Origin of the sequence: Ramlibacter sp. AN1015 (genome assembly GCF_037726105.1) — a bacterium.
GTDB lineage: Bacteria > Pseudomonadota > Gammaproteobacteria > Burkholderiales > Burkholderiaceae_C > Ramlibacter.
This window is the reverse complement of the sequence record NZ_JBBJUM010000008.1, coordinates 168,030-181,607: the sequence shown is the minus strand read 5'-3', so window position 1 is coordinate 181,607 and position 13,578 is coordinate 168,030. Positions and strand designations below refer to the sequence as shown.

16 protein-coding genes are annotated in these 13,578 nt (G+C 68.9%); 6 read left to right on the top strand and 10 right to left on the bottom strand.

The window, feature by feature from the left end:
* Nucleotides 1-13: 13 nt before the first annotated feature.
* Entirely contained in the window at nt 14-238 is a 225-nt protein-coding gene (locus WG922_RS14480) for a twin transmembrane helix small protein (protein ID WP_340283413.1), read from the top strand.
* Between the two features lie 338 nt (nt 239-576).
* On the opposite strand, the gene WG922_RS14475 is transcribed toward WG922_RS14480, so the two are convergent.
* From WG922_RS14475 to WG922_RS14440, 8 genes are all read right to left on the bottom strand, one after another.
* A complete protein-coding gene (locus WG922_RS14475; RefSeq protein WP_340283411.1) occupies nt 577-1,458 on the bottom strand; it encodes a cytochrome c oxidase subunit 3 in 882 nt (293 codons plus the stop codon).
* A gap of 48 nt (nt 1,459-1,506) precedes the next feature.
* A complete protein-coding gene (locus WG922_RS14470) occupies nt 1,507-1,716 on the bottom strand; it encodes a DUF2970 domain-containing protein (RefSeq protein WP_340283409.1) in 210 nt (69 codons plus the stop codon).
* An 11-nt stretch (nt 1,717-1,727) separates the two neighbouring features.
* Nucleotides 1,728-2,306, bottom strand: a complete 579-nt coding sequence (locus tag WG922_RS14465) for a cytochrome c oxidase assembly protein (RefSeq protein WP_340283408.1) — start codon at nt 2,304-2,306, stop codon at nt 1,728-1,730.
* Between the two features lie 10 nt (nt 2,307-2,316).
* Nucleotides 2,317-2,445, bottom strand: a complete 129-nt coding sequence (locus tag WG922_RS14460) for a cytochrome oxidase small assembly protein (protein WP_340283407.1) — start codon at nt 2,443-2,445, stop codon at nt 2,317-2,319.
* 36 nt (nt 2,446-2,481) lie between these two features.
* A complete protein-coding gene (gene ctaD / locus WG922_RS14455) occupies nt 2,482-4,164 on the bottom strand; it encodes a cytochrome c oxidase subunit I (protein WP_340283406.1) in 1,683 nt (560 codons plus the stop codon).
* Between the two features lie 18 nt (nt 4,165-4,182).
* Nucleotides 4,183-5,343, bottom strand: coding sequence for a cytochrome c oxidase subunit II (coxB, locus tag WG922_RS14450; RefSeq protein WP_340283405.1), 1,161 nt, complete (start codon nt 5,341-5,343; stop codon nt 4,183-4,185).
* A gap of 151 nt (nt 5,344-5,494) precedes the next feature.
* Nucleotides 5,495-5,968 carry a DUF2244 domain-containing protein gene (locus tag WG922_RS14445; RefSeq protein ID WP_340283404.1) on the bottom strand — a complete coding sequence of 158 codons (474 nt, stop codon included), beginning with the start codon at nt 5,966-5,968 and terminating at the stop codon, nt 5,495-5,497.
* Nucleotides 5,969-6,108: 140 nt separating this feature from the next.
* Nucleotides 6,109-7,008: a biotin synthase gene (locus WG922_RS14440; protein WP_340283403.1), complete on the bottom strand. Its 900-nt coding sequence runs from the start codon at nt 7,006-7,008 to the stop codon at nt 6,109-6,111.
* A gap of 73 nt (nt 7,009-7,081) precedes the next feature.
* Here WG922_RS14440 and WG922_RS14435 point away from each other — a divergent pair, with 73 nt between their 5' ends.
* Both WG922_RS14435 and WG922_RS14430 read left to right on the top strand, forming a co-directional pair.
* Nucleotides 7,082-7,789 carry a ComF family protein gene (locus tag WG922_RS14435; protein WP_340283402.1) on the top strand — a complete coding sequence of 236 codons (708 nt, stop codon included), beginning with the start codon at nt 7,082-7,084 and terminating at the stop codon, nt 7,787-7,789.
* A gap of 81 nt (nt 7,790-7,870) precedes the next feature.
* A complete protein-coding gene (locus tag WG922_RS14430) occupies nt 7,871-8,341 on the top strand; it encodes a tRNA (cytidine(34)-2'-O)-methyltransferase (RefSeq protein WP_340283401.1) in 471 nt (156 codons plus the stop codon).
* Nucleotides 8,342-8,353: 12 nt separating this feature from the next.
* Here the strand turns inward: WG922_RS14430 and WG922_RS14425 are convergent, their stop codons facing one another.
* Nucleotides 8,354-8,821: a MaoC family dehydratase gene (locus tag WG922_RS14425; RefSeq protein WP_340283400.1), complete on the bottom strand. Its 468-nt coding sequence runs from the start codon at nt 8,819-8,821 to the stop codon at nt 8,354-8,356.
* 99 nt (nt 8,822-8,920) lie between these two features.
* Between WG922_RS14425 and kefC the strand changes: the two genes are divergently transcribed.
* From kefC to WG922_RS14410, 3 genes are all read left to right on the top strand, one after another.
* The gene (kefC, locus tag WG922_RS14420; RefSeq protein WP_340283490.1) at nt 8,921-10,771 is read left to right on the top strand and encodes a glutathione-regulated potassium-efflux system protein KefC; all 1,851 of its coding nucleotides are present in this window, start codon (nt 8,921-8,923) and stop codon (nt 10,769-10,771) included.
* Nucleotides 10,772-11,053: 282 nt separating this feature from the next.
* Complete coding sequence (locus WG922_RS14415; protein WP_340283399.1) at nt 11,054-12,061, top strand: ribose-phosphate diphosphokinase; 1,008 nt, start codon at nt 11,054-11,056, stop codon at nt 12,059-12,061.
* Between the two features lie 20 nt (nt 12,062-12,081).
* Nucleotides 12,082-12,537: a universal stress protein gene (locus WG922_RS14410; RefSeq protein WP_340283398.1), complete on the top strand. Its 456-nt coding sequence runs from the start codon at nt 12,082-12,084 to the stop codon at nt 12,535-12,537.
* Nucleotides 12,538-12,771: 234 nt separating this feature from the next.
* Here WG922_RS14410 and WG922_RS14405 read toward each other — a convergent pair whose 3' ends face one another.
* The gene (locus WG922_RS14405) at nt 12,772-13,530 is read right to left on the bottom strand and encodes a sulfite exporter TauE/SafE family protein (protein WP_340283489.1); all 759 of its coding nucleotides are present in this window, start codon (nt 13,528-13,530) and stop codon (nt 12,772-12,774) included.
* Between the last annotated feature and the right edge of the window lie 48 nt (nt 13,531-13,578).

The following is a 13,578-nucleotide window of genomic DNA, read 5'->3' as shown; positions in this document are numbered from 1 at the left end:
GATAATCACCCGCATGAAAGTTCTGCTGGTTTCGCTCGCCTTCTTGGCCATTCTCGGGAGCCTCGCGGCGGCGCTGTACTTCATGATGCGCGAGGGCGACGCAGACAAGCCCCGGTCGGCGCACATGGCCCGGGCGCTGGCGTTTCGGGTCGGTTTCTCCATCGTCCTGTTCCTCTGCATCCTGCTGGCCTGGAAACTCGGCTACATCCGTCCCACGGGCATCCCGCTGACGGGCTGAACGGCGGCATTGCCGTTGTGCGCCCGGGCGCCGCGGGACTTGTCCGCTGGCTCGCTCGACGCACGCGCACGGCACCCCGGGGTGCGCCGCTCGCCGCTCTCATCGCGCATCGCAGCTCGTCGCCCACTGCACACCGGAGCCGGCTCCTGTCATACAGCGAGCGGCCGGGCACGAAGCTCGACACCACTCTGACGCTCGGGCGCGGCGCCGTTCACCGGTTCTCTCGTGCGCGCTGCCGCGCGGCATCACAACGCTACGTCGGAAAGGACAAGGGCCGCCTGCACGGCGGCCCTGTCGCAGCGGAGCCGATCATGCGGCCCCGCACAGGCGACGCGTTGTCAGAACCAGTAGACCAGCACGTACAGGCCAAGCCACACCACATCGACGAAGTGCCAGTACCAGGCGGCACCTTCAAAACCGAAGTGACGCTCGGGCGTGAAGTGGCCCTTCATGAGGCGCAGCGTGATGAACAGCAGCATCAGCATGCCGACCAGGACATGGAAGCCGTGGAACCCGGTGAGCATGAAGAAGGTGGAGCCGTAAGCGCCCGAGGTGAGCTTCAGGTTCAAGTCGCGGTAGGCGTGGACATATTCGTAGCCCTGCACGAACAGGAAGACGATGCCCAGCAGCACGGTGGCCCACATGAAGGCGAGGGTCTTGCCGCGGTGGTTTTCGCGCAGCGCGTGGTGGGCGATGGTGAGCGTGACGCCCGAGGTCAGCAGCAACGCGGTGTTGATGGTCGGCAGCCAGAACGGCGTCATGGTGTCGAAGGGCTCGACGATGCCGCCGGGCGAGGCCGTCACGCCGGCGGCGGCGCTGGGCCAGACGCCCTTGAAGTCGGGCCACAGCAGGGCGTTCTCCGCGCCGGCGAGGCTCGGCACCGAGTGCGAGCGCATCCACCACAAGGCGGTGAAGAAGGCGCCGAAGAACATCACTTCGGAAAAGATGAACCAGCTCATGCTCCAGCGGTAGCTGAGATCGATCTTGCGGCCGTACTGCCCGCTCTCGCTCTCGTGCACCGCGTCGCGGAACCACTGGAACAACACCACGGCCACCCAGGCGAGGCCGAAGTACAGGGACCACATGCCCCACTCGACACCGTTGATCCACTGGCCCGCGCCCAGGATCACGAAGAACAGGCCGAGCGCCATCATCGCCGGGTGGCGCGATGGCTGGGGCACGTAGTAGTACGGCGTCTTGCCGTGGGCGCTGGTACTCATCTCAACTCCTGCTTCCGGATAAGTTCTTGTGTGTGTGGTTTGCCGAATTCAACCGGCGATCCAGTGGACCAGCCCGATCAGGCCGCCCACGAACAACGCGACAGCGACCAGCGCCGCCACGACGACGTGAAAGGGGTTGAGCCGCCCCATGTCCTGCTGGTAGTCGCTGTTGCGGCGGATTCCGAGGAACGCCCAGGCCACGGCCTTCGTGGTCTGAAGAATCGAACCCCTGCCCCTGCCCTTGTCGTCCCTGGCCATGGCACCCCGCGTCACGACGTCGGCCCAGGGAGCGTCGGCGCCGGCGGCATGGCCGCGCCGACTTCGAAGAAGGTATAGGACAGCGTGATGGTCGTCACGTCCTTGGGCAGCCTTGGGTCGATCACGAACGCCACAGGCCACTCCTTCTTCTCGCCCGGCTCCAGCGTGTACTGGTTGAAGCAGAAGCACTCCAGCTTGTTGAAGTGAGCGGCGGAATTGCGCGGTGCGTAGCTGGGGATCGCCTGGGCGGCCATGCGGCGGTTCTGCACGTTCTGGAACTCGTACATCACGGTCGTGAGCTGCCCTGGGTGGACCTGCACCGAGCGCTGGGTCGGCCGGAACTCCCAGGGACCCCGCGCGTTGGCATCGAACTCGACCGTGATGGTGCGGCTGGTATCGATCTGCGTGTTGGCAGGAAGCCCCTTGGGCGCGCCCGGCACCTGCCGCTCGCCCAGCGCAAGGATGTTGATGCCGGTGACCTCGCAGATCTTCTGGTAGAGCGGCACCAACGCATAGCCAAAGGCGAACATGCCGACCGCGATCACGACCAGCTTGCCGACCATGCGAAGGTTTTCGCGTGCGACGCTCACGAGAGGGCCCCTAGCTGCTCAGGAGAACCATCTTGGCCACGAATCCCAGCAGGAACGCGGCCGCGACCGAGGCCAGGATCAGCGCCAGGCGCAGGTTGCCCTTCCTGCTGCGGTTGTCGTCACCGGGAGTGCGTGCCATGGTCTTGATGCCGATGCTCGTCAATTGGGCCGCAACTCAGTGCACGGTGCCGGGGTTGTCCGGCTGCACGCGTGCGTCCAGCACACGGGTGGCGGTGGCGTCGAGGCGCGGCGGGGTTTCGAAGGTGTGGAACGGCGCCGGCGACGGCACTTCCCATTCCAGGCCTTCGGCGCCCTTGCCGTCGGCGTCGTTCCACGGGCGCTGAGGTGCAGGTGCACCCTGGCCACGCATCACCGGCAGCACGACGAAGATGAAGAAGTACACCTGTGCCAGACCGAAGGCGAAAGCACCCACCGAGGCGAGGGCGTTGAAGTCGGCGAACTGCATCGGGTAGTCGGCGTAGCGGCGCGGCATGCCGGCCAGCCCAAGGAAATGCATGGGGAAGAAGGTGACGTTGAAGGAGATGAGCGACCACCAGAAGTGGATCTTGCCGCGCGTCTCGTTGTACATCACGCCGGTCCATTTCGGCGCCCAGTAGTAGAAGCCGGCGAACAGCGCGTAGAGCGAGCCGGCCACCAGCACGTAGTGGAAGTGGGCAACGACGTAATAGGTGTCCTGCAGCAGCAGGTCGATCGGAGCCATGGCCAGGATCAGCCCGGTGAAGCCGCCCATCGTGAACACGAAGATGAAGCCCACGGCGAACAGCATGGGGGTCTCGAACGTCATCGAGCCCTGCCACATGGTGGCGATCCAGTTGAAGATCTTCACCGCCGTCGGCACTGCGATCAGCATGGTGGCGTACATGAAGAACAGCTGGCCGGTCACCGGCATGCCGGTCGTGAACATGTGGTGCGCCCACACGATGAACGACAGGATGGCGATCGACGAGGTGGCATACACCATGGAGGCGTATCCGAACAGCCGCTTGCGGGCGAAGGCGGGCACGACCTGGCTCACGATGCCGAAGGCCGGCAGGATCATGATGTAGACCTCGGGGTGGCCGAAGAACCAGAAGATGTGCTGGTACATCACCGGATCGCCGCCGCCGGCCGGGTTGAAGAACGTCGTGCCGAAGTGGCGGTCGGTCAGCGTCATCGTGATCGCCCCGGCCAGCACGGGCATGACGGCGATCAGCAGGTAGGCGGTGATGAGCCAGGTCCAGCAGAACATCGGCATCTTCATGAGCGTCATGCCGGGGGCGCGCATGTTGAGGATGGTCACGATGATGTTGATCGAGCCCATGATGGAGCTGGCGCCCAGGATGTGCATGGCGAAGATGCCGGCATCCATGGACGGGCCCATCTGCAGCGTGAGCGGCGCATAGAGCGTCCAGCCCGCCGAGGGGGCGCCGCCGGGCATGAAGAACGAGCCCACGAGCATCGCGCCGGCCGGCACCATCAGCCAGAAGCTGAAGTTGTTCATGCGGGCGAAAGCCATGTCGGACGCGCCGATCTGCAGCGGGATCATCCAGTTCGCGAAGCCGACGAAGGCCGGCATGATCGCGCCGAACACCATGATCAGGCCGTGCATGGTGGTGAGCTGGTTGAACAGCTCGGGGTTGATCAGTTGCAGCCCCGGCTGGAACAGCTCGGCGCGGATGCCCAGGGCCAGCACGCCACCGACCATCAGCATGAAGAAGGAGAACAGCAGGTAGAGGGTGCCGATGTCCTTGTGGTTGGTCGCATAGACCCAACGTCGCCATCCTGCCGGGTGGCCGTGGTGGTCGTCGTGGGCGTGGTGGTCGCCGCCGTGTGCGTGGTTGTCGAGAACTGCACTCATCTTGGGTTACCTCGGGATTTACTTGGCGCGGTGCGCTTGCACTTCGGCGGGCTGGACCACCTGGCCGGTCTTGTTGCTCCAGGCGTTCTTGCTGTAGCTGACGACGGCGGCGATGTCGGTATCGGACAGTTGCTTCCAGGCAGGCATGGCGCCCCGGCCGTTCAGCACGATATCGATGGCCTTGGACTTGTCTGCATCGAGCACCAGCGCCGAGCCGTCCAACGCCTTGATCGGGCCCGCGCCCTTGCCGTTGGCCTGGTGGCATGCGGCGCAGTTGGCGGCGTAGACCTTCTCGCCGCGCGCGACGATGTCGGTGAGCTGCCAGACCTTGCTGGGGTCGTCCAGGCGCGCGGCCATCTTCTTCTGCTCCGCGCCCACCCAGGCGGTGTAGTCGGCATCGGACACGACCCGGACCTGGATCGGCATGTAGGCGTGCTCCTTGCCGCACAGCTCGTAGCACTGGCCGTAGTAGTCACCCACCTTCTCGGCGCGGAACCAGGTGTCGCGCACGAACCCGGGGATGGCGTCCTGCTTCACGCCGAAGGCCGGCACGCCCCAGGCGTGGATCACGTCGTTGGCGGTGGTGATGATGCGCACCTTCTTTCCGACCGGCACCACCAGCGGGTTATCGACCTTGAGCAGGTAGTCGTTGGGCACGTTGCCGCGCGCGCCGGCGTCGGACATCTGGCGGTGCGACGCGTCCAGCGCCGACAGGAAGGAGATGCCGGCGCCCTCGCCGTTGAGGTAGTCGTAGCCCCACTTCCACTGGTATCCGGTGGCCTTGATGGTCAGGTCGGCGTTGCTGGTGTCCTTGGCGGCGACCAGCACCTTGGTGGCCGGCAGCGCCATGATGATGACGATGAGGAAGGGGATCGCGGTCCAGATGATCTCGACCGTGACGGACTCGTGGAAGTTGGCAGGCTTGGCGCCGCGGGAGCGGCGATGCTTCCAGATGGAATAGAACATCACCGAGAACACCAGCACGAAGATGACGATGCAGGTGATGAGCATGAACCAGTGCAGCCACGCCTGTTCGGCGGCAATGCGCGTCACGGCGTCATGGAGGTTGAGCTGGCGAACGCCGGGGCCGCCCGGCAGGTCCTGCACCTGTGCGTGCGCGGCGCCGGCAGCGGCCCCGGCAGCGAGCAAGCCGGCCAGCTTCTGGGAAATGCTCTTCATCATCTTCACTTCGTACACCTCAATGACAATCCGCCGCCTCCAGGGCACTCCGGCTGCGGCCGCAGCGCCCTGTCCGTCGCCTCGCGCGGGGGTCGCCCGAGGCCCTTGTCCATGCCCTGCGCACCCGCGCAAAGCCCTTTCGTTCCGCGCCTCACGCGGCTTCGCGCAGGGCCCGCCTGATCTCTTGCGCAAGCTCGGTCCGAAACTCGGGTCGCGTGTAGCGACCGACCCGCACCGAACGTCCCCGGCCCGACAACTCGATCAGAGACCGATCGTCTGAACGCGGCTCCACGCGCACCCAGTCGCGGTGGAATTCCGCGCGCTCCACCCGCCCCCCATGCTCCAGCTCGACCACCAGGCGCACGCCCTGCAGGCTGATGCGCTCGCCGTCGGTTGCGTGCCGGGCATAGACCAGGAACGCCACCCCGACCGCTGCCAACTCGAGCCAGGCGAAGGGCAGGACCAGCGTCGCGCCCTGCAGCCAGAAAACCGTGGCGATGCCGAGGGAGACGACGCACAGGGAGGCGTAGAACCAACCCAGCTGGGCGGGCGATACCGAGCAGTTACGCTTCAAGGCCCACTGAATTCGGGGACCCTGTACCGTGGCGAATCGATATCCCCGCATGGACGGTGGCCGCTCACAAGATCAACACGGAATTGTAGCGCGCAGCCATGGGGCGGCCGCCGCACCCCGACGGGAATTTCCCCGAAAACCCCACGCGGGCGCGCCTGCCAGCTGCGGCCTTCGGGCGGCCGCATGGGTGCTCACGCCCCGTCCGACGCTGCACCCTTTCGGATCAAGGCTCGCATGTCGTCGAGGGACAGTGCGGTCTCGCCGCCGACCCGTGCACGGGGCGCCGGCTTGAACGCGTGTCCATAGACGATCTCGAAGCTCAGGGCCAAGCGCCCGTCGGCCGCGGTCAGGCCGGCAGTCAACGCTTCTTCGAGGCGCCTGCGCCAGAGCCGGCCCCGCAGGCCGGCGAAGCGACGGGGATGCAGGTTCGCCCCAAGCTCGCGAAGCTCGCGCAACATCGTTCGCGCATCGGGCCAGGTGAGGGTAAGCCGCTCCATGTCCATGACGGGCTCGGCGAAGCCGGCGTGCACCAGCATGTCGCCCCAGTCGTGCATGTCGGTGAACTCGTGACCACAGGGCCCCCAGCCCAGCTGCGCGTACAGCGGGCGCAGTTCGCGCAGCGTGTCCGGCCCCAGGCAGGAGAACATGAGGAAGCCGTCCACAGCCAAGGCACGGTGCCAGGCGGAGACCAGCGCCTGCGGGTCCGGTGCCAGGTGCAGCGCCATGTTGGCCCAGAGCATCTGCGCCGCGCCGTCGGGCGCCGAAGCCACCACCGTAGTGCCCTGCGCCCGCCAGCGCTGCCACCACGGCAAGGCGAACTGCCGCTCGGCCGCAGCCCGCTGCGTCGCGATCGGCTCTACCACCAGCGCCTGCGCCTGCGGGTAGCGTTCGGCGACGCGGTGGTGGACCTCCAGGCCGCCTCGCATCGGATGCCAATCGATCCAGTGGCGTGGCTGCAGGCGGATCCATTGCAGCCGCTCCTCCATGCGCCGGCCGACCTCCTCGTGCAACCACGGCGGGCGTGCCGGCGCACGGGCTTGCCAGCGCGCGGCGGCCTGCGGATCGATAGTGGGTGGAAGGGAGTCGGGCATGCGGCGGGTGCCTCGGCGCGCGGCACCGGCGGTGCCCGCCAGGCGCTGGAGCGGCTGCCAGTATATTGAGCCGATGCTTGCGCCCTGGCTCGACGCCGCCCTGTCCCGCCTGCCCGCGCGCTGCGCGATCTGCCATCGCTGGCCGGCGCGGCCGGTGTGCGACGGTTGCGTCGCCCGCTTCGCGCACGCGGCACAGGCGCGGTGTGCGCGCTGCGCCCGGCCGGTGCCTGCCGGCGTTGCGCAGTGCGGCGCCTGCCTGCGCGAGCCGCCCGCGGTGGCGGCCTGCCACTGCGCCCTCCCCTATGCGTTCCCCTGGGCGGGCCTGATCGCGCGCTTCAAGTTCCAGGACGAGCCGGGTTGGGCGACGCCGCTGGCGCGCCTCATGCGAAACGCGCCCGGCATCGCCCAGGCACTCGCGTCGGCCGACCTGGTACTGCCGATGCCCTTGTCGCCGCGGCGGCTCGCCGAGCGTGGATTCAACCAGTCGCTCGAACTCGCGCGGCGGCTGGCGCCGCGCGAGCGGCTGCAGGCCCGGCTGCTGCTGCGGGTGCGGGACACCGTGCCGCAGTCGTCGCTGGCGCGCGAGCGCCGCCATGCGAACGTGCGCGGCGCCTTTGCCCTCGACCCGCTGCGACCACAGGCCGTCGCGGGGCGGCAGGTGGTGCTGGTGGACGATGTGATGACCAGCGGCGCAACCCTGCAGGCCGCCGCGCAGGCCCTGCTCGCCGCCGGGGCGGCGGGCGTCACGGCCGTGGTGCTGGCGCGCACTGCATCGGCCTGAGCAGCCCACGCGCGCCGCGGCACACGAGGCCACCACGACGCGAGCCGCGATACTCGAGCCTGCCTACCGGCCGGCGTCGCCATGTTCCACATCGTTCTCGTCCACCCCGAAATTCCGCCCAATACCGGCAACGTGATCCGGCTGGCCGCCAACACCGGCTGCACGCTCCACCTGGTCGAGCCGCTCGGCTTCTCCATGGAAGACCGGCTCATGCGACGTGCCGGGCTCGACTACCACGAGTGGGCCGAGGTGCGGCGCCACGCCGACTGGAGCGCACTCGTCACCACGGCACGGCCTCCCGAGGAGCGCATGTTCGCGCTCACCACGCGTGCCACGCGGCGCGTGGATGAGGTCGATTTCACGCCCGGGGACTGGCTGGTGTTCGGATCCGAATCGCGCGGGCTGCCGCCGCAGCTGCGCGATGGCTTTGCACCGCACAGGCAGCTGCGCTTACCCATGCGGGCGGGCCAGCGCAGCCTCAACCTGTCCAATGCAGTCGCGGTGACGGTGTTCGAGGCTTGGCGACAGAACGGGTTCGCCGGCGCCGCCTGAGGCAGACGGCGCCTACGAATCGGCCTGCGGGTACAGGCGCGCGAGGGTCTCGGCCACGCACACGGGACGGTCGCTGCCTTCGCGTTCGATCGTGGCCAGCCAGGCAACCTGCAGGCCGCCCGCGTCGATCGCGTCGCAGCCGAGCAGCTTCAGCTGCGCCCGCAAGCGGCTCCCCACCGGCACCGGCGCGGGAAAGCGCACCTTGTTCAGCCCGTAATTGATGGCCATGTGCACTCCGCGGACCTCCAGCGCGCCGGCCACCAGCGCGGGCAGCAGGGAGAGCGTGAGATAGCCGTGGGCGACAGTGCTGCCGAACGGCCCGCTGCGGGCGCGCTCCTCATCGAGGTGGATCCATTGCCGGTCGCCGGTCGCTTCGGCGAACTGCTGCACCTGTTCCTGGGTCACGGTGATCCACTCGCTGGTGGCCACGTCCTGGCCGACCAGCGCCAGCAGTTCGCTCGGAGATTGCAGCACGCGCATGCACGCATGGTAGGGCCGTGCGAGCCGCACGTGGTGTCGGGCCTGCGACAGCCGCGGCGTAGACTGCGGCCCGTCCATTCACCGCCCGCAGCCGTGCCGATCGAACACGCCCCCACCTGGCTCACCAGCAGCCTTCTCTATCTCGGCGCGGCCGTCCTGGCGGTTCCACTGGCCCGTGCGCTCGGCCTCGGATCCGTCCTCGGGTACCTGGCGGCCGGCATCGTCATCGGCCCCGCGGGGCTGGCACTCGTGAGCGATGTCGAGACGATCCTGCATTTCGCCGAGTTCGGCGTAGTCCTGATGCTGTTCCTCATCGGCCTGGAACTCGAACCGCGAAGACTGTGGATGCTGCGGCGCCCCATTTTCGGATGGGGCTCGGCGCAGGTGCTGGGCTGCACGGCCCTGCTGTTCGCCGCCGGCATCGCCGCCGGGGCGGGCTGGCGGCTGAGCCTGGTGGCGGCGCTGGGCCTGGCGCTCTCGTCCACGGCGATCGCACTGCAGGAGATCAACGAGCGCAACCTGATGACGACGCCGGCGGGCCGCGCCGGGCTGTCCATCCTGCTGTTCCAGGACGTCGCGGCCATTCCCATCCTGGCTCTGGTGCCGTTGCTGGGCATGGCCGCGCTCGATGCGCCGGCCGCGAGCGGCACCGACCGCCTGCTCGAGGCACTCAAGGTGGTCGCTGCCATCGGCGCCATCATTCTGGGCGGACGCCTGGTGCTGCGACCGGTGCTGCGACTGATCGCCCGCAGCCGCACGCCCGAAATCTTCACGGCGGCGGCGCTGCTGCTGGTGGTGGCCACTTCCGCGCTGATGTTCTCCATGGGCCTGTCCATGGCGCTGGGGGCCTTCCTGGCCGGCGTGCTGCTGGCCGATAGCGAATACCGGCGGGAACTGGAGACCGACATCGAGCCGTTCAAGGGCCTGCTGCTCGGCCTGTTCTTCATTGCCGTGGGGATGAGCCTCGACCTGGATGCGCTGGCGCGGGCGCCGGCGCTGGTGGCGGCGCTCGTGCTCGGCTTCCTGGCCATCAAGGCCGCGCTGATCTGGTGGCTGGCGGGGCGGCTCGCGATCGACCGCCGCGAGCGTCCGGTGTTCACGGTGCTGCTCGCTCAGGGCGGGGAGTTCGCTTTCGTGGTTTTCCAGGCTGCCGCCGGCGCACGGGTCTTTCCCCCCGAGACCGCATCGCTCCTGATCGGTGCGGTGATCATTTCCATGCTGCTCGGGCCCCTGCTTCTGGTTGCCGCAGACCGCTGGCTGCTGCCCCGCTGGAGCCGCCCGCGCCAGCTGCCGGAGCTCAGCGAGGCGCAGCACGCGCCGGTGATCGTCGCCGGCTTCGGACGCTATGGGCAGATCGTGTCGCGGCTGCTCGCCGCACAGGGCATCGCAACTACCCTGCTCGACCACGACGCGGACATGGTGGAGGCAGCGCGGGTCTTCGGCGCGAAGGTGTTCTTCGGCGATGCGCGGCGACTGGACCTGCTGCGCACCGCCGGTGCGCAGCAGGCGCGGGTGCTCGTGGTGGCGGTCGATGACGTGGCGCAGTCGCTCGCCATCGTCGATGTGGCGCGGGAGCATTTTCCGCACCTGGAACTGGTCGTGCGTGCACGCGATGTGTCGCACTGGTATGCGCTGCGCGACCGCGGCGTTCGGCGGGTGGAGCGGGAGCTTTTCGAGTCGAGTCTGCGCAGCGGCACAGCCGTGCTGGAGCTGCTGGGGGCGACCCCGGAAGTGGCCGAACGCCAGGCCGCGCGCTACCGCGAGCACAACATCGCCCTGTTCGAGCGCATGGTCCCGCACCACCGCGACCGCGCCCGGCTTATAGCGGTCGCGCGCGAGGGGCGCGCGCAGTTCGAGGATCAGATGGCGCAGGAACGCGCCGCCGCGCAGGCGCAGGCCGCCGCCTCCGACGCGGAAGACGCCACGGTCGTGGCGGGCTCGAAGCCATGACCGGTGAAGAGGACGCGGTCGTGAGGTCGCGAGGTCGTGAGGTCGTGAGGTCGTGAGGTCGGCACCCTATACCCGGCGCACCGGCAACGTGAGAACGTGAGCCGTGCGTACGAGCGGCGCGGAGCAGCAACCATCGGGAGCCCGCGAGCAGCGGCATCGCCAGCAGAAGTCGCGGGCGTGGCGGCCCACTGCAGCGCACGACTGGCCTACAGTGGCGCCATGGAGGCCGCCCAGCGCAGCAATGCGGCTGGCCGCGAACACGAACCCGAGGAAGGACACGACATGCTGATCCTGGCGATGCCGGGCAACGAGGCGCTGGCGCAGGACCTCGCACGGGAATGCGGCGGGCAGGCGGCGCGCGTTCTGGTGCGCCACTTTCCCGACGGCGAATCCCTGGTGCGAATCGACGCGGCGCCGGACGGCCGCGACGTGGTGTTCGCCTGCACCCTCGACCACCCGCACGACAAGACCCTGCCTCTGGTTTTCGCCGCCGACGCGGCGCGCGAGCTGGGCGCGCGTCGTGTGGGGCTGGTCGCGCCCTATCTCGCCTACATGCGCCAGGACGCCCGCTTCCAGCCCGGCGAGGCGATCAGCTCGCGCAGCTTCGCGCGGCTGCTGTCGTCGAGCTTCGACTTCCTGCTCACCGTCGATCCGCACCTGCACCGCTGGCACAGCCTGGACCAGATCTACACGCTGCGTACGCAGGTGGTGCCTGCAGCCCCGGCGATCGCCGCCTGGCTCGCCGACCAGGTGCCGGCTCCGCTGCTGGTCGGTCCGGACGAGGAAAGCGCGCAGTGGGTGAGCGAAGTCGCCCGCCTGGCACACGCGCCCTGGACGGTGATGCGCAAGACGCGGCAGGGCGACCGCGAGGTGCGGGTGGTCGCACCGCCGCGCGAGCCGCAGTGGAGCGGTCGCACGCCGGTGCTGGTGGACGACATCATCTCCACCGGGCACACGCTGGTCGCCGCTGCGCAGGCGCTGCAGGCCGCCGAACTGGGAGCCGCCCTGTGCGTGGGCGTGCACGCGCTGCACGATGGTGATGCACAGGCGCGCATGCTGCACGCCGGCATTGCGCGGGTGGCGAGCTGCGACAGCGTGCACCACCCGAGCAACGCAATCGCTCTCGCGCCGCTGCTGGCGCCGGCGCTGAACAAGCTCCTGGCCGAAGCGGTCGTTCCGGCTCCTGCCGCCAATGCATCCGATGCCGCAACTGCCGCAATTGCGGCAACTGCGATGCCCGCCACTGCACCGGCGTCGTCTTCTTCCCGGACCTTTCCGAGTTCTTCCTAACCGCACCCAAGGAGGTGACCATGTTCCAACGCATTCTGGTTCCGGTCGATGGCAGCGCGCCGTCGATGCACGCCCTGACGGTCGCCATCGGCATGGCGCGCGCCTTCGCAGGCCGGCTGCGCCTGGTGCACGTGCTGGAGGACGCCGCCTATCTCGCAGGCTACGACCCCACCGGGGCTGCCGCCGGAGAGCTGTTCCGCGCCACCCGCGACAGCGGCACGCGCATCCTCGCGGAGGCGCTCGAAACCGCCCGGCGCGCCGGAGTCGATGCCGACACGGTGTTCGTGGACCAGCTTGGCGAGCGCCTGCCCGAATCGGTGGCCAAGGCCGCACGCGAATGGCCGGCCGACCTGGTCGTGGTCGGCACGCACGGGCGCCGCGGCCTGAGCCGCCTGATGCTGGGCAGCGGCGCCGAGGACATCATCCGCCAGGCCCCGGTGCCGGTGCTGGTGGCGCGCGAAACAAGCGCGGCATGAGCCGCGAAGCGGGCGGGCGACGACCGCGGCGCACGCCAGCAGTACAGGCGATCGCAACCCGCATCCGGGAAAGTCGGGCTGGTCGCCGACGCTCGTGCCCACGCGTTCGCCTGCGCGTTGCCTGCCGCCCTGCGGCAGCCGGCTGCGACCCGACAGTCTCACCTGGCGACTGCCCTACTCGGTGACCGGCGCCCTGCGCGCGATCCGCGCACCACGGCTCGCGCTGGAGATGCGCTACATGCGCGCGGACAGAAAGCCGTCCCAGACCAGCTTGGCGCCGGTCAGCAGCATGCCGGCGTGGATGAGGCGGTAGAACAGCACCTGCGAGATCCGATGGGCGATGCGCACGCCCAGCAGGACACCGAGCGGCGACAGCGGCAGCAGGGCGAGCGAGGTCGCCATGTTGCGCAGATCGAGCAGACCGAGCCAGGCGTAAGGGCCCCACTTGGCCACGTTGATGGTGAAGAAGAACATGGCGATGCTGGCGGTGTAGACGGGCGGGCGCAGTTTCAGCGGCAGCATGTAGGCGTTCAGCGGTGGTCCGCCGGCGTGCGCCACGAAGCTGGTGAAGCCGGCGATGGTGGTCATCAGGCCGCCCCACCAGCGCGCAGGCGGTGGCGCATCGGCGCGGGGCGGGAACAGCAACCGCTGCGCGAGGAACAGCAAGGTGAACGCACCCACGATGCCCGCCACCAGCCGTGCATCGAGCGCCGAGAACAGCAGCGTGCCGATGGCCGTGCCGAGCAGACCGAAGGGCAGCAGGAACCGGATCACCGTCCAGTCGAAGTGGCGCCGCCAGGCGTGCAGGCCGATGAGGTCGAGCACCAGCAGCACCGGCACCAGGATGGCCGCGGCCTGCGGCACCGGCACCGCCAGCGCCATCAGCGGCACGGCGAGCGAACCGAAGCCGGCGCCGAAGCCGCTCTTGCTCACCCCGAGCAGGAACACCGCCGGGATCGCGACGAGATAGAAGGTGGGGTCGGTGATCGGAATGGCAGAGGGCTCCCGCCGCTCAGGGCGTGAGGGGCGGCAGACGGTTCG